Below are 15,097 nucleotides of genomic sequence, written 5' to 3' on the forward strand. Positions count from 1 at the left end.
AAAGAATTGGGGGGAAAGTCCTCCCGCCTTCCCCAAAGCCTTTCAAATGGGGCGCACGCCGCAACCCCGCCCCTTTGCGTAGATACATTGTATTGACAAATAGGTCGCCCCGCTTTAGCCTTTCCGCAAAGGAGGCCGCCATGGCAAGCACCGACATCATCAACCTGCGCGTTCCCCCGGAGCAGAAGGCCATCATCGATCTGGCCGCAGCGCTGGCGGGCAAGAACCGCACGGCCTTCATCCTGGAGCATGCCGTGCGCTCCGCCGAGGCACTGTTGCTGGAAAAGACCCACTTCCAGCTTTCCACGGCGCAGTGGAACGCCTTTCAGGCCGCACTGGATGCGCCGGTCCGTGACAACCCGGCCCTGAAGCGCCTGCTTGCCACGCCCGCGCCGTGGAATGACGGCGAATGAGCGGACGCGTTGCCGCCCCGGAAGCGCTGACCCCACGGCATGACCTGACGGAATTCTGCAGTGGCGAGCCCGCACTGGATGATTGGCTGCGCACAAGAGCGGCCAGGAACGAAGGCAAGGCCACCCGCACCTACGTGACGAGCCTGGTCGAGCGGGTCGTCGGCTTCTATTCGCTGGCGGTGGGCAGCGTGGCCCACGAAATCGCCCCCGGCGGCATCAGGCGGAACATGCCCGACCCCGTACCGGTGATGATCCTGGCCCGCCTTGCCGTTGACCGCGGCATGCAGGGACGGGGCATCGGCAGGGCGCTGGTGCGCGATGCGCTGCTGCGAACCGTCCAGGCTGCGGACATCGCGGGCATCCGGGCCATTCTGGTGCATGCGCTGCACGAACGTGCGGCCGCCTTTTACGCGGGCTGCGGGTTTCAGCCTTCTCCCGTAAGCCCGCTGACGCTGATGCTGCGGATGGAAGAGGTGCGACAATACCTGAGCCCGCGACACGGCAGGTGATGCCGGACGAACTTCTCCCCGCCACACAGCAATGCCCACCAACAAAAAGCACGGCAAATCGTTGCCGTGCTTTTTCCTTCAGGACCATGCAGCGCGCGGCGCTACACCTTCAGCGTGCCCCTGAAATCATCCCACTGCTCGATGCCCATGCGCTCGCACAGGGCGGCCAGTTCGTCCACGAGGCGGAAGGCGAAGTCGGGGCGGATGAAGTTGGCGGTGCCCACCTGCACGGCGTGCGCGCCCACCAGCAGGAATTCCAGCACGTCCTCCGCGCTGGTGATGCCGCCGATGCCGATGACCGGGATGGACACGGCTTTCGCCACCTGCCACACGCAGCGCAGGGCCACGGGCTTGATGGCCGGGCCGGACAGGCCGCCCACCACGTTGGCCAGCAGGGGCTTGCGGGTGCTGATGTCCACGCCCATGCCGGTCAGGGTGTTGATGCACGACAGCACATCGGCCCCGGCGTCTTCCACGGCGCGGGCCATGAGCGCGATGTCGGTGACGTTGGGGGACAGCTTGACCATCACCGGCTTGCTGCCCGCGCGCAGCTTCACCGCCTCGGTCACCTTGGCGGCCTGGCGCGGGTCCTGGCCGAAGATCACCCCGCCCTCCTTCACGTTGGGGCACGAGATGTTCACTTCCAGCGCGGCCACGCCCTCTTCGGCGGCCAGCACCCCGGCCAGTTCGCCGAACTCGCCGGGGTCGCAGGCGTACAGGTTGGCCACGACGGGCACCTCGCGCCACGGCAGCTTCGGCAGGGTGTTGCGCACGAAGTAGTCCGCGCCGTCGTTCTGCAACCCCACGGCGTTCAGCATGCCGCAGGGGGTTTCGGCCACGCGGGGCATGGGGTTGCCCCGGCGCGGGGACAGGGACAGGCCCTTGACCACGATGCCGCCCAGCTTGGTCAGGTCGCCGTAGGGGGTGAATTCCACCCCGTACCCGAAGGTGCCCGAGGCGGTCATGACCGGGTTGTTCAGGGTCAGCGGGTGCAGTCCGCCGGGAAGGGTAACGTGCATGTCGATCATGATTGTATCCTGGCCCTTGCCCTAGCGTTCGCAGGCCTGCACGGGCGCATCGGCGGCCGTGGGCGGGGCGGCGGTTTCGTCGTCGAAGGTGATCTGCTCGGCCCAGAACACGGGGCCCTGCGTGCAGGTCTGCACGTTGCCGCCCGCCTTGGCCGGGTCGGGCCACCGTTCGGTGGTGCGGCACACGCAGCCCAGGCACGCGCCCACGCCGCAGGCCATGCGCGTTTCCAGCGAAAGCTGGGTGCGCACGCCGTATTCCAGCGCGAACGAGCGCACCGTGCGCAGGAAGGGGGTGGGCCCGCAGGCCAGCACCAGCCCGTTCTGGTCGCGGAACTCGCGCATCCGGCGGCCCATGGTCTCGATGAACCGCGAAAGGTCCTCGGGGCCTTCCTCGTGGTGGCTGTCAGCCATGATCTTTTCGTTGATGCTCTCGAAGGGGTAGCACCCCAGCGGCATGCGGTGGCCGAAGTCCATCCACAGATTCCACGGCTTGGGGTGGGTGTGGGCATAGCCGATGAACGGCGCGATGCCGATGCCCCCGGCCAGCATCAGGGTGGGGGTGTCCGGCTCCATGGCGAAGGCGTTGCCCAGCGGCCCCCACACGTGCACCACGTCGCCGGTGCGCAGTTGGGCAAGGCGCGCGGTGCCGCGCCCCACCACCTGGAAGAAGATGACCAGGTCGCGGGCGCTGATGCGGCAGATGGAGAAGGGCCGCGCCCAGAGCATGTCCAGCGCCCATCCGGCCGGGCGCAGCATGACGAACTGGCCGGGCTTCCAGTCGGCCCACTGGGGGCGCTCCAGACGCAGGGCGAAGAAGCGGGCCTCGCCGCCGGTCTGTCCGAAGGGAACGAGGTCGAGCACCTTGAGGTCGGTGCAGGCGGGTGTGTTCATGGCGGTGATGGTGTCCTCGAAAAGAATGTGGCCGCGTCGTGTGGCCGCCGGGGGGCGGGCGCGCCTCGAGACGGAAACCGCGCGTGCCCCCCGTGCATACCGGTGTAGTCGGCGGCGCGGGCCGGGTCAAGCGGTGGGGGGCCGGGAGGATGCGGCGGCGCGGGTTTCCGGGGCGCGGGTCATTGCGGTTGCCATGCGGGCGTTCTATGGTTAGATGCACTGCTCCCCGTGCGGCCACCGCGACGCCCCCGCGTCCCCGCCGCAACGCCGCCCCCGGCACGTCGGCCATATCCGGCCTTTTCGCCCGGCGGGCCTCCCCCACGCATATTTCATCCCCCGCGGAGAAACATATCCATGTCCAGCAAGCCTTCACGCCCCGCATCCGGCCCAAAGGGCGCCGCCGCCACGGGCAAGCGCCCGGCCGGTCCGAAAAAGCCCGGCAAGCGGGACCACGACAACGACTGGTCAACCGACCCGCGCGCCGGGGGCGGCGCATCCGGCGACGGCGGCCGCCGCTCCAAAGGGCGGCCGGACGACCGCTCCGATCGCCGGACGGATCGGCCTTCTCGCCCGGCCCGTCCTTCCGGTCCGGCGCGCCCGGCAAACAAGGCCGACGACTTCGTGGACAGCCGCGCGCCGGAACGCGAACACCGCCGCGTCCGCCTGACCGAGGCGGAACTGGCGGAACTGCTGCCCTCCGGCGCGTCCACGGGGGCTGCCGCATCCGGAGCACCGGCCCGTTCCGACGACGCCCCCTCCACCACCGCCCAAACGGACGACGGCCTGCGCACGCCCGAAATCCTCGCCCCGGCGGGCGACATGCAGGCCGCGCTGGCCGCCTTCGCCGCCGGTGCCGACGCGGTGTACCTGGGCCTGAAGCACTTTTCGGCCCGCATGCAGGCGGAAAACTTCGCCACCGGCGAACTGGCCGCGCTGACGGACCTGGCCCACGCCGAAGGCCGCCGCATCTACGTGGCCATGAACTCCATGCTCAAGCCCGGCGATCCCGGCGCCGCGGGACGCCTTGTGGCCCGCCTGGCCCGCGACGTGCGGCCCGACGCGCTCATCGTGCAGGACCTCGGCATGCTGGACATCGCCCGGCAGGCCAGGTTCGCGGGCGAACTGCACCTGTCCACCCTGGCCAACGTCACCCACCCCGCCGCGCTCGCCGTGGCGCGCGACCTGGGGGCCAGCCGGGTGATCCTGCCGCGCGAACTGAACATCGACGAAATCCGCGCCTGCGGGGCCGCCTGCCCCGACGGCCTGGACCTTGAATTCTTCGTGCACGGCGCGCTGTGCTACTGCGTGTCCGGCCGCTGCTACTGGTCCAGCTACATGGGCGGCAAAAGCGGCCTGCGCGGCCGCTGCGTGCAGCCTTGCCGCCGGGTGTACCGCCAGAAGGGCCGCGAGGGGCGCTTCTTCTCGTGCCTCGACCTTTCCCTGGACGTGCTGGCGAAAACGCTGCTCTCGGTGCCGCACATGGCCTCGTGGAAGATCGAAGGCCGCAAGAAGGGGCCGCACTACGTGTACTACGCGGTGTCGGCCTACCGGCTGCTGCGCGACAATCCGGACGACCCCAAGGCCCGCAAGCAGGCCGAGGACATTCTGGAAATGGCCCTTGGCCGCCCCGGCACCCACTCCCGGTTCCTGCCCCAGCGCGGAGACGACCCCACCGCCCCCGGCGAGCAGACCAGTTCCGGTCTGCTGGCGGGCAAGATCGGCCAGAACCCCGAGGGCGACATCTTCTTCAAGCCCCGCTTCAATCTGCTGCCGCAGGACCTGCTGCGCATCGGCTACGAGGACGAATCGTGGCATTCCACCCTGCCAGTGGCGCGCCACGTGCCCAAGGCGGGCACCTTCACCCTGCGCCTGCCGCGCCACAAGACGCCGAAATCGGGCACGCCGGTGTTCCTCATCGACCGCCGCGAGCCGGAACTGACGCGCGAGGTGCGCGCCTGGCAGGCCAAGCTGGAGCGCCATCGGGGGGCCATGCGCAATGGGGACCGCGAAGGCGGCGCAGTGGACTTCACCCCGGCATACCCCGCCCCCGGCAAGCCCGCCCGGCCGCTGGACGTCATCCTGCGCGGCTCGCTGCCGCACGGCCGCGAGGGCAAGGCCGGGGTGCGCCCCGGCACGGTGATGGGCCTGTGGCTGTCGCCCAAGGCCCTGCGCGAGGTGTCGCGCACGCTGTACCCGCGCATCTCGTGGTGGCTGCCGCCGGTGATCTGGCCGGACGAGGAGGCCCAGTGGGTGCGCATGGCCCGGCAGGCCGCCCGCGACGGGGCGCGCCACTTCGTGCTCAACGCGCCGTGGCAGGTGGCCCTGTTCGGCGAACCGGGAGACGACAAGGCCCGGCGCGACCTGGTGCTGACCGCCGGTCCCTTCTGCAACACGTCCAACCCGGCCGCGCTGGCCGTGCTGCGCACGCTGGGCTTCGCCGCCGCCATCGTCAGCCCCGAACTGCCCGGAGAGGACATCCTGGCCCTGCCGCGCCAGAGCTGCCTGCCGCTGGGCGTGGTGCTGTCCGGCTACTGGCCCATGGGCGTCACCCGCCATCACCTGGAAGGGCTGAAGCCGGGCGAGCCCTTCACCAGCCCCAAGAACGAGGTGTTCTGGGCCCGCCGCTACGGCCAGAACACCTGGATCTACCCCGGCTGGCCGCTGGACATCGAGGACCGCCGCCCGCAACTGGAGGCCGCCGGATACACCCTGTTCGTGCGCATCGACGAGCACCCGCCCCAGACCGTGCCCGAACCCCGCAGGACCAGCCCCTTCAACTGGGACATTCCGCTGCTGTAACGCCGGATCGTCCCCTCGCCCGCCCGAAGCAAAGACGCCCCCTGGCAGGGGGCGTCTTTTTTCTTCGCACGAAACAACGCGCTACCCGAACAGCCGCGTGAGGTGCGCCCGGTACCGCCCGCAATCCTCTTCGATGCGCGGGTTCTTGATCACGTCGTGGCAGCAGAAGGTTTCCAGCGGCGTCATGCCGAAGAACCGGAAGTTCATGTGCGCGGGAAAGAACAGGTCGTCCACGGTCTTGCCGCCGAACAGGTACTGCCCGGCGTCGCCGAAGGCCTCGGCGGGCGCGTTGAAGGTCAGCGAAAGCATGTACTGCCTGCCGCGCAGCGCCCCGCCCGAGCCGTACTGCAACTCCGGCGCGGAACGGCTGCGCCCGTCGCCCTTGCACAGCCTGCCGTCGGTGCCCATGGAATAGACATGGTCCATGTACTTCTTGCAACTCCACGCAAAGCCCATCCAGTTCACCGGCGACTGCACGATGATCCGGTCGGCCCACTGGTGGTGGGCGATTTCCGCCTCCACGTCGTAGGGCTTGCTGGTTTCGGTCACCTGCACGGCGTGGCCCAGCCCTTCCAGCGTGGCGCGGGCCAGTTCGGTCAGGTGGCGGTTCAGCGCGCCGGGCGAATGGGGATAGGGCTCGTGCCCGTTGATGATCAGGACGTTCATGGCAACCTCGCTGCGGCTGTGCGCCCGCCCGTGCGGCGGCCGTCCCGAACGGCCCCCAACGGCCGGGGGCGGGGGGATCGACGGCGTTGGTGCGTTGCCGGAAAGGGCCGGGCGCATTTTGTCACTGTCTCCAGAATATTCCGCCGGGCTCCCCGGTCAAGCAGGCACTTTTTGGTGCGTGGGTCTGGCGCTCTGCCCCGGCGGCATGCTTCGCCACTGCGCCGCCCCGGTCACGGCACGACAAAAGACGCCCCCTCCGGCAGGTAGGGGGCGTCCTGTTTCGCGCGTCCGGGCTTCAGGCGGACCCGTGGGCGCGTGGCGGTCGAACGGAGAGAGCGTCAGGGGGCCAGCGTGGGGCCGAGCCCCATGGCCACGCCCAGCACCAGACCCATCAGCACGGCCAGGGCCAGGCGCACCAGTACGGGCGGGCGTCTGTCGGGGCGGGGCTGGATGATGGCGAAGGCGAACATGGCGTGCTCCCATGGCGTGCGGGTGGATGGAGCGGGCGGCCGGGAACATCCCGAACCGCCTGTCGTGCTCCACCTGTCCGTATGGCACCAACCGGCCGGAAGGCCGCGTCCATGGTCTGGACGCTACGGCGCACCGAATGATATGTCCAATTCGAATTTTCTCGATAATCAATACGCAATGGATATCAATCATGGAACTGCGCCAGTTGCGCTACTTCCTGGCCGTGGCGGAAGAACTGCACTTCGGGCGGGCCGCCCGGCGCATGCACGTCTCGCAGCCGCCGCTCAGCCAGCAGATCCAGGCGCTGGAAGAAGAACTGGGGGTACGCCTGTTCGAGCGCACCAGCCGTACCGTGCGGACCACCCCGACGGGCGAGGCCCTACGCGACGACGTGTGCGACCTGCTGGCCGGGCTGGACGCGGCGGTGGAACGGGCGCGCGGCACGGCACGGGGCGAGCGGGGGCGGCTGCGGCTGGGCTTCGTGGTCAGCGCGGCGGCCACGCGCTTTCCACGGGCGGTGGCCGCCTACCGGGCGCGCTGCCCCGGCGTGCGGCTGGAACTGCGCGAAATGGGCACCCTGCTGCAACTGCGGCGCATCGAATCCGGCGAACTGGACGTGGGCCTGCTGCGCAACCTGGACGGGTTGCCGGACGGCTTCGACCATGCGCCGTTCCTGCACGAGCCGCAGGTGGTGGCCCTGCCCGCGCGTCACCCGCTGGCGGCGCGCACGGCGGTGCCCCTGTCCGCGCTGGCCGGGGTGCCGCTGATCCTCTATCCGCGCCGGGTGTTCCCGGCGGCGTACGACGCCGTCATTGCCGCGTGCCGCGCGGCGGGCTTCTCGCCCGAGGTGGCGCAGGAGGCGGTGGGACTGAACACCCAGCGCGCCCTGGTGGCGGCGGGGGTGGGCGCGGCCATCGTGCCCGCCTCCGCCCGCAGCGAACCGCGCGAGGGCGTGGTGTACCGCGACGTGGAGCACGCCGCCCATGTTCCGGGAGGCGCGCCCGGCCTGCCGGACATCCGGTTGGACCTGGTGTGGCGCGCCGGGCGCGACGACGCCCTGCTGCGCGGCTTTCTGGACGTGGTGGGCGGCTTCAGCGGGGAAGGGGGCGGAGGCATGCCCGATGGCGATGCCCCGTCGCGCCGTGACGAAACGTCCGGAGAGGACGCGGAAAACGAAGACCCGGCGGACTAGGACCGCGCGGGGCCCGCGCGCGGCCCTTGTGGGACGGATTACCCGCCCAGCCAGAGCACCAGCGGCGGGCAGAAGGTCACCAGCAGCAGGTCGATGACCAGCACCACCAGCATGGGCACGATGGCCCGGCTGATGGCCGACAGCGGAATGCGCGCGATGGAGCATGACACCACCAGGCACACCCCCAGCGGCGGGGTGAGCATGCCGATGGCCAGGTTCACCACCACGATGACCCCCAGGTGCACCAGGTCGATGCCCAGCGCGGGCAGCAGGGGCACCAGCACCGGCACGAAGAGCAGGATGGCGGCGGTGGTTTCCAGAAAGGTGCCCACCACCAGCAGCAGCAGATTCACCAGCAGCAACAGCGCCACCCGGTCGCCGGACAGGGAGAGCATCCACGACGCGATGGACTGGGGCAGCCGTTCCAGCGCCATCACCCACCCGAACAGCGAGGCGGCGGCGATGATCAGCATGACCACCGACGAGGTCACCCCCGCGCACCGGGCCAGGCGCGGCAGGTCGCGCCAGCGCAGTTCGCGGTGGGCGTACAGGCCCACGGGCAGGGCGTAGGCCACGGCCATGGCCGCCGACTCGGTGGCCGTGGCCACCCCGCCGATGATGGACCCCAGGATGATGGCGGGCGCGCCCAGCGCCCACGCGCCGGAGCGGATGGCGGGCCACAGGGCCCGCGCGTCGAAGCGCCGTTCCGGCGCCCGGCCGGAGCGGCGCGCCTCCACCACGCACAGGGCCACCAGCGACGCGCCCATGAGCAGCCCCGGCAGCACTCCGCCCGCGAACAGCCGCCCGATGGAGGCACCGGTCAGCGCGCCGAACACGATCATGGGGATGCTGGGCGGGATGATCACCCCGATGCACCCCCCGGCGGCCTGCACCGCGCCCGCCAGCGGGGCCGGATAGCCGCGCCGGATCATGGCCGGGATGAGGATGGACCCCACGGCCGCCGTGTCGGCGGCGGCGGAACCGGACACCCCGGCGAAGAACATGGCCGACACCACCGAAACCGCCGCCAGTCCGCCCGGCAGGTGGCCCACCAGGGCATCGGCCAGGGCCACGATGCGCCGCGAGATGCCCCCGGCGGACATCAGTTCCCCGGCCAGCATGAACAGCGGCACGGCCAGCAGCGGAAAGGAATCCGCCCCGGCGTACAGCCGCTGTACGGCCAGCATGGGCTCCAGCCCGGCGGGCATGGACAGCCCCTTGGCCAGCACGGCGGCAAAAGCCGCCCCGCCCAGGGCCACGGCCACCGGCGCATTGAGCGCGAACAGCAGCACCATGCCGCCGAACAGGATCAGGCCCACCATGTCAGCAGCCCTCCCGCGCGGGGGCATCCCCACCGGACGTATTCGGGCCGGACGTATTCGGGCCGGGCCACAGGTGGGCCAGCAGGTCCGCCACCCCGTGCAGGGTCAGCAGGGCGCCGCCCACGGGCACGGCCATGAAGACCACGGCCCGCGACACGCCAAGGGCCGCCGTCTGCTGCGGCAGCAAGAACAGGGTGAACCGCGCGCCGTGCCAGGCCACGGCCGCGAAAAAGGCCACGCACACGCACAGCACCAGCAGCCGCGCCCGCCATGCCCACTCCGGGGAAAACCGCGCCACCAGCGCGTCCATGCCGATGTGCGCCCGGCCGCGCCAGGCCACCGACGCGCCGATGAAGGTCAGTTGCACCAGCAGGGCGCGGCCCAGTTCTTCGGACCAGAACAGCGAATGATTGAACGCGTAGCGAAAGACCACCTGCGCGGTGAGCAGCCCGGCCATGGCCAGGGTGGTTCCGGCCAGCCAGACGCGGGCCACGGCGTCGCAGCGCGCGGCCACGGCCAGCAGCGCCCGCGTCGCGGCAGGGCCGGGACCCCGCCCGCCCGCGCCGTTGCCCCCGTTCCCGTTGTCCGTGGTCATGAACTCGGGCGCGGGGGGTGCGGACATTGGTTCGGCGGTCATGCCCGGCCCCTAGCGCCCCACCGCCGCCAGCACGCGGGCCAGCATGTCGCGGGTGCGCGGTTCGGCGAACAGGGGGCTTTGGCGCAACGCGTCGGCGCGGGCGCGGAACGAGGCCAGGTCCGGCGCGTCCACCACCTGCATGCCCGCCTCGCGCAGGCGGCGCAGGTAGCCGGCGTCCTTCTCGCGGTTGTACGCCCGCTGGTGCGCGGCGGCGTTGGCCATGCACTGCATGACCAGCGCGCGGTCCGCCTGGGGCAGCCCGTTGAACCAGGCCAGGTTGGCCAGGTCCGCGTGGGCGGAATAGACGTGCCCGGTCAGCGAAAGATGCCGCTGCACCTCGGGCATGCGGTATTCCGCGATGACCCACAGGGGGTTCTCCTGCCCGTCGATGGCGCCTTGCTGCAATTCCGCGTAGACGGGCCAGCCCATGGGCGTGGGGTTGGCGTCCAGGGCGCGCCACAGTTCGCGGTGCAGGGTCGATTCCAGCACGCGGATCTTCAGGCCACGCACGTCGTCCACGGTGCGCACCGGGCGCACGTTGTTGGTCAGGTGGCGGAAGCCGTTCTCGGAAAAGTGCAGCCCCTTCAGGCCCACCCGCTCCAGCGTATCCAGCAGCGCCCTTCCCACCGGCCCGTCCAGCACGCGGTCGGCCTCGGCCGCGTCGCGGAACAGGAAGGGGTAGTCCAGCACCTTCACCTCGGGCACGAACGGGTCGAGCACGCCCAGGGTGATGATGGCCAGTTGCACCCCGCCCAGTTGCAGCTGTTGCAGGATTTCGGTCTCGGTGCCCAGGGTGCCGGAATGGTGCACCACCACCCGGTACGCCCCCTGCGAGCGCTCTTCCAGCAACTGGCGGAACCGCTCGGCGCAGACGTGCTGGGCCGAGCCGGGCGTGGTCACCACGGCCAGGGTCAGTTCGACGGCGGCACTGGCGGCGCGGGACGTTCCGGGCAGGAGGGCCGCCAGGCAGGCCACTGTCAGGGCCGCCGCTAGGACACGGCGCAGGACGCGCCCCCGGCGGCAGCAGGCCGGGATGGACGGCAACGGACGGATGGCGCGGAAAAGGCGGTGCATGGGCGGTCCTCGCCGGATGGCGGAAAGAATCCGGGCGTCATATCATAAACCCTGCGGAAAGCGCACGATATCTTGACTCGAACCCCTTGTCATCACAGGTTGAAATACCGATAGTCGCATGATAAGCATGCGATATCCGTTCACCCGGCAGGGGCGGCCCGGCGGCGGGCGCGCACCATAGCCGCTCGGGCGGCGGGGTTCAACCCCCGTCGCGTTCCGTTGGCCGTCGCGCCGGATTTTCCGGACGGATTCAGCCTAGCACACAACGCCGCAGCGCGCACCCGCGCCCGGCCGGTGGGTACGGTGGGTACGGGGCCCGCGCCATCGCGTGATCGCCCCGCCACCGCCGCCGCGCGGCACGCCATCGCACCATCCGAGACACAGCAAAGGATTTCCCATGACCGAAGGCAACCTCACCCACCGCGACCTCGCCCGCATGCTGGGCGTCTCCGAAACCACGGTCAAGAGCTACCGCCGCAAGTTCCCGGACTGCATCCCGGTGGCCAGCCAGGGCAAGCCCATCCGCTTCACGGCCGAGGCGGCGGCGGTGTCCCTGCGCATCCGCGACCTGTTCGAGATGGGCATGTCGGTGGAAGAGGTGCGCGCCCGCCTGGCCGCCGAATTCGCGTGGATATCGCCGGAGGCCCCGTCCAGGGACGCCCGGGACGACGCGGAAGACGCCGTCCCCCCCGCGCCGCCGCAGCCCGCGCGCGTGGAACTGCCGCAGGACTTCACCCTGGCGGTGAGCAACCTGGCCAAGAGCATGGTGGGGCTTACCCAACAACAGAACGCCATCCTGAAGCGGGTGCAGCACATCGAAACCCTGGTCGGCGGCCTGGCCCCCCTCGGCGACGGCGCAGTCGGCGCGGTTGGCCGTCCCGCCTGGCTGGACGAGGCGCAGGCCCTGGCCGCCCGGTTCGAAGCCCTGCTGGGCACCGCGCCGGGCGACGCCGGACTGGACGCGCCCGCGCCGGTGGGCGCTCCCCGCGCCACGGTTCCCACGGCCCCCACTCTGTCCACCCAGCCCGAAGCCCCCGCCGTATCCGCGCCTGCCGCTCCCGCAGGCGAGACCGGCGGGGACGACGGGGCCACTTCAGCCAAGCTCTCCCACGCCGCCACCTCCGGCGGCCGGGTGGTGCCCTTCCCCGGCGGCATGGCCGTCCCGGCGTCCGACGCGCCCGGCGCGCCCGACATGCCCGAGGCCGCCTTTCCCGCCCCGCAGGACCCGCCGCGCCACCTGCTGGCCCTGCCGCTGGTGGTGCAGTCGCCCCAGGGCGAATTCCTGGGCGTGGCCGGGCGGGCGCGCGGCCGCTTCTGCATCAACGACCTGAAGGCCATGCTGGCCTTCGCCTTCCAGCCGCCGGACCACTACGCCCTGCGCAGCGAGCCCGCCGAAGACGGGGGATGGTGGCTGACCCTGGAACAGCCCCAGGCCGCCGAACCCTACGACGTGGTCCTGCTGGTGGACGAGTCGGTCACCCCGCGCGGCAACCAGGTGGCCGTGGTGCGCCGTTACGTGGCCAACGGCGTGGAAAGCCACCCCACGGAGATTTACGGGTTCCTGCGCGCGGTGCAGGGTTAGGGCCTGCCGCCGTTGCCACATCCGGGCGGGCAGACCCACGGCTGGCGCGGGCCGACACACGTTCGACGAATTGTAACATCCGCGTGACGGACGCGACACGAACCGGCGCGAGACAAGGACGATGAAACAGTACTCCCTGCGCAAACGGCTCGTCGTGGGCACCTGGCTGCTGCTGATCGTGGCGCTGCTGCCGCCCTATCTCTATTTCGACAAGACCCTGCGCCGCGACGTGCTGCTGGAGGCCAAGGCCCGCGCCGCCGAGGACGTGGACACCACCTACTGGCTGCTGCGCGAGCACCCGCCCTTCCCGTCGTACCGGCATCTCAACGGCTGGGTCACGGAACTCTCGCGCCGCACGGGCACCCGCATCACCTACATCGTGGACGGCCACGTCACGGCCGACTCCGACGTGCCCTACGAGCGCCTGTCCACGCTGGAGGACCACGCCAACCGGCCGGAGGTGGTGGAGGCCCGGTCCGGCACGCTGGGCACCGACGTGCGCTTCAGCGCCACCCTGGGCAAGGACCTGATCTACGCCGCCCGCAAGGTGGACGGCATCGCCGGGCTGGACCCCGGCACCCTGCGCCTGGCCCTGCCGCTGTCCGTGGTGCACGACCGGCTGGACCGCATGGAAAAGGGGCTGGTGTGGGCCTTCCTGTTCTCGCTGATGGCCAGCGGCGCGCTGGGCCTGCTGGTCACCCGGCCGCTGCTGCGCGGCATGGAGACCATGGCCATGGCCGCGCAGGCCATCGGGCAGGGCGAATTCGGCCGGCGCATCCGCGACATACCCGGCCGCGAGTTGCGGCCGCTGGCCCACGCCATCAACGGCATGGCCCATAACATCGAACAGCACCTGCACCAGCTCAACGAGCAGAAGGGGCGGCTGGAGGCCGTGTTCAACGGCATGCACGAAGGGGTCATGGTGCTGGACGCCGCCGGGCGCATCGACTCCATGAACCGCGCGCTCACCGCCATGTTCACGGGCATCGGCAACAAGCTGGGGGCCACCCCGCTGGAGGCCACCATGAAGCCCGAACTGCAACGCATGGTGGACGAAATGCTGGTGTCGCCCGACCCGCGCGGCGCCAGCATGCAGACCGACCTGGGCGAGGGGCGCGCCTTCGAGATTTCGCTGGTGCCCTTCCGCGACGCCTCGGGCCAGCGCATGGTGCTGGTGTTCCACGACATCAGCGAGCGCGAAAAGCTGGAGCACATCCGCCGCGACTTCGTGGCCAACGTCTCGCACGAACTCAAGACCCCGCTCACCAGCATCAAGGGCTACGCCGAAACGCTGTTGGAAGGGCCGCCCGCCTCGCCCGGCCAGATGTCCGCCTTCCTGCGCACCATCCTCAAGAACGCCAACCACATGACCAAGATGGTCAACAGCCTGCTGGTGCTGGCCCGCTCGGAGCACAAGGGCGACAAGGTGGCCCTGACCGGCGTGGACGCCGCCGAGGTGTTGCGCCAGACCCTGCGCGAACTGGAGCCGGTGGCCGCGCGCAAGGAAATCGTGCTGGAAAACGGCGTGGGAGCCGCCCCGCTGCCGGTGCTGGCCGACCGCGACGGGCTGGTGGAGGTGTTCCGCAACCTGCTGGACAACGCCATCAAGTACAGCCCGCCGCGCACGCGGGTGGGGGTTTCCGCCACCGCCGCCGACGGCCGGGTGACCCTGTGCGTGAGCGACCAGGGGCCGGGCATTCCGGAAAAGAGCCGCGAACGCATCTTCGAGCGGTTCTACCGGCTGGACCGCGACGGCGACGGGGCCAAGAACGGCAGCGCGGGCCTGGGCCTCGCCATCTGCCGCCGCATCGTCATGAGCCACGGCGGCGACATCTGGGTGGAAAGCCCGCTGGATGCCGCCACCCGCACCGGGGCCGCGTTTTTCGTCATGCTGTTCGCGCCCCGACCCGAGGACGCCGAGGACGCCGATGACGAGGAACCGGACGGCGACGCCCCGTACGATGACGGCCCCGGCGACGGCCCGGATGATGGCCCGGATGATGGCATGGACGACGGCGTGACCGAAGACGCGGACACGGAGCAGGGCACGGACGGATCGCCCGGACCACCGCGCACGGCGTGATGGCAGCCCGTCTCCCCCACAACGCTGCCGGGCGGACACGCCTCCAGACGCAACGAGCCCGCCACTGCCGCGCGGGGCGCGGAAACGGCGGGCAAGGAAGGCAAGACCGGGGAGGCCGCACCATCCGTCCGGCATGCGGAACGGGGTGGCGGCGGGGGACGGAGGCTACTTCATGCGGTAGGTGATGCGGCCGCGCGTCAGGTCGTACGGCGAAAGTTCCACCTTCACGCGGTCGCCGGGCAGGATGCGGATGTAGAACTTGCGCATCTTGCCGGAGATGTGGGCCAGCACTTCGTGGCCGTTCTCGAGCTCCACGCGGAACATCGCGTTGGGCAGGGCTTCCTGCACCACGCCGTCAACCTCGATGGCATCTTCCTTTGCCATGGTTCCTCCGTCTCGTTCTCGCGGACCCCGTGCTGGCGGGGCAAAT

At 70.6% G+C, this 15,097-nt stretch carries 14 protein-coding genes; 6 read left to right on the top strand and 8 right to left on the bottom strand.

The window, feature by feature from the left end; genetic code table 11:
• Positions 1 to 140 precede the first annotated feature (140 nt).
• On the top strand, positions 141 to 413 hold the full coding sequence (locus tag ACR4XJ_RS13380) for a DUF1778 domain-containing protein (protein WP_434755671.1): 273 nt from the start codon (positions 141 to 143) through the stop codon (positions 411 to 413).
• Positions 410 to 922, top strand: a complete 513-nt coding sequence (locus tag ACR4XJ_RS13385) for a GNAT family N-acetyltransferase (RefSeq protein ID WP_434755672.1) — start codon at positions 410 to 412, stop codon at positions 920 to 922. The genes ACR4XJ_RS13380 and ACR4XJ_RS13385 overlap by 4 nt, the downstream gene beginning before the upstream one ends.
• Before the next feature lie 101 nt (positions 923 to 1,023).
• Here ACR4XJ_RS13385 and ACR4XJ_RS13390 read toward each other — a convergent pair whose 3' ends face one another.
• Both ACR4XJ_RS13390 and ACR4XJ_RS13395 read right to left on the bottom strand, forming a co-directional pair.
• The gene (locus ACR4XJ_RS13390) at positions 1,024 to 1,950 is read right to left on the bottom strand and encodes a dihydroorotate dehydrogenase (protein WP_434755673.1); all 927 of its coding nucleotides are present in this window, start codon (positions 1,948 to 1,950) and stop codon (positions 1,024 to 1,026) included.
• 21 nt (positions 1,951 to 1,971) lie between these two features.
• Positions 1,972 to 2,841, bottom strand: a complete 870-nt coding sequence (locus ACR4XJ_RS13395; protein WP_434755674.1) for a dihydroorotate dehydrogenase electron transfer subunit — start codon at positions 2,839 to 2,841, stop codon at positions 1,972 to 1,974.
• Positions 2,842 to 3,660: 819 nt separating this feature from the next.
• Here ACR4XJ_RS13395 and ACR4XJ_RS13400 point away from each other — a divergent pair.
• A complete protein-coding gene (locus ACR4XJ_RS13400; RefSeq protein WP_434755771.1) occupies positions 3,661 to 5,640 on the top strand; it encodes a peptidase U32 family protein in 1,980 nt (659 codons plus the stop codon).
• An 81-nt stretch (positions 5,641 to 5,721) separates the two neighbouring features.
• On the opposite strand, the gene ACR4XJ_RS13405 is transcribed toward ACR4XJ_RS13400, so the two are convergent.
• Both ACR4XJ_RS13405 and ACR4XJ_RS13410 read right to left on the bottom strand, forming a co-directional pair.
• The gene (locus tag ACR4XJ_RS13405) at positions 5,722 to 6,306 is read right to left on the bottom strand and encodes an NAD(P)H-dependent oxidoreductase (protein WP_434755675.1); all 585 of its coding nucleotides are present in this window, start codon (positions 6,304 to 6,306) and stop codon (positions 5,722 to 5,724) included.
• Between the two features lie 338 nt (positions 6,307 to 6,644).
• Complete coding sequence (locus tag ACR4XJ_RS13410) at positions 6,645 to 6,776, bottom strand: hypothetical protein (RefSeq protein ID WP_434755676.1); 132 nt, start codon at positions 6,774 to 6,776, stop codon at positions 6,645 to 6,647.
• 191 nt (positions 6,777 to 6,967) lie between these two features.
• Between ACR4XJ_RS13410 and ACR4XJ_RS13415 the strand changes: the two genes are divergently transcribed.
• Positions 6,968 to 7,969, top strand: coding sequence for a LysR substrate-binding domain-containing protein (locus tag ACR4XJ_RS13415; RefSeq protein ID WP_434755677.1), 1,002 nt, complete (start codon positions 6,968 to 6,970; stop codon positions 7,967 to 7,969).
• Between the two features lie 38 nt (positions 7,970 to 8,007).
• Here the strand turns inward: ACR4XJ_RS13415 and ACR4XJ_RS13420 are convergent, their stop codons facing one another.
• Genes ACR4XJ_RS13420 through ACR4XJ_RS13430 form a run of 3 tightly spaced genes read right to left on the bottom strand, consistent with a single transcriptional unit; the run spans position 8,008 to position 11,002 of the window.
• Complete coding sequence (locus ACR4XJ_RS13420; protein ID WP_434755678.1) at positions 8,008 to 9,291, bottom strand: TRAP transporter large permease; 1,284 nt, start codon at positions 9,289 to 9,291, stop codon at positions 8,008 to 8,010.
• Position 9,292: 1 nt separating this feature from the next.
• A complete protein-coding gene (locus ACR4XJ_RS13425; protein ID WP_434755679.1) occupies positions 9,293 to 9,928 on the bottom strand; it encodes a TRAP transporter small permease in 636 nt (211 codons plus the stop codon).
• A gap of 9 nt (positions 9,929 to 9,937) precedes the next feature.
• Positions 9,938 to 11,002, bottom strand: a complete 1,065-nt coding sequence (locus ACR4XJ_RS13430) for a TRAP transporter substrate-binding protein (RefSeq protein WP_434755680.1) — start codon at positions 11,000 to 11,002, stop codon at positions 9,938 to 9,940.
• 397 nt (positions 11,003 to 11,399) lie between these two features.
• Here ACR4XJ_RS13430 and ACR4XJ_RS13435 point away from each other — a divergent pair, with 397 nt between their 5' ends.
• Together ACR4XJ_RS13435 and ACR4XJ_RS13440 are read left to right on the top strand one after the other, a co-directional pair.
• Positions 11,400 to 12,584, top strand: coding sequence for a MerR family transcriptional regulator (locus tag ACR4XJ_RS13435; RefSeq protein WP_434755681.1), 1,185 nt, complete (start codon positions 11,400 to 11,402; stop codon positions 12,582 to 12,584).
• Positions 12,585 to 12,705: 121 nt separating this feature from the next.
• The gene (locus ACR4XJ_RS13440) at positions 12,706 to 14,667 is read left to right on the top strand and encodes an ATP-binding protein (protein WP_434755682.1); all 1,962 of its coding nucleotides are present in this window, start codon (positions 12,706 to 12,708) and stop codon (positions 14,665 to 14,667) included.
• A gap of 165 nt (positions 14,668 to 14,832) precedes the next feature.
• Here ACR4XJ_RS13440 and infA read toward each other — a convergent pair whose 3' ends face one another.
• The gene (infA, locus tag ACR4XJ_RS13445; RefSeq protein WP_007525542.1) at positions 14,833 to 15,051 is read right to left on the bottom strand and encodes a translation initiation factor IF-1; all 219 of its coding nucleotides are present in this window, start codon (positions 15,049 to 15,051) and stop codon (positions 14,833 to 14,835) included.
• Between the last annotated feature and the right edge of the window lie 46 nt (positions 15,052 to 15,097).

The organism is Nitratidesulfovibrio sp. D1, from assembly GCF_051133415.1.
Classification (GTDB): domain Bacteria; phylum Desulfobacterota; class Desulfovibrionia; order Desulfovibrionales; family Desulfovibrionaceae; genus Cupidesulfovibrio.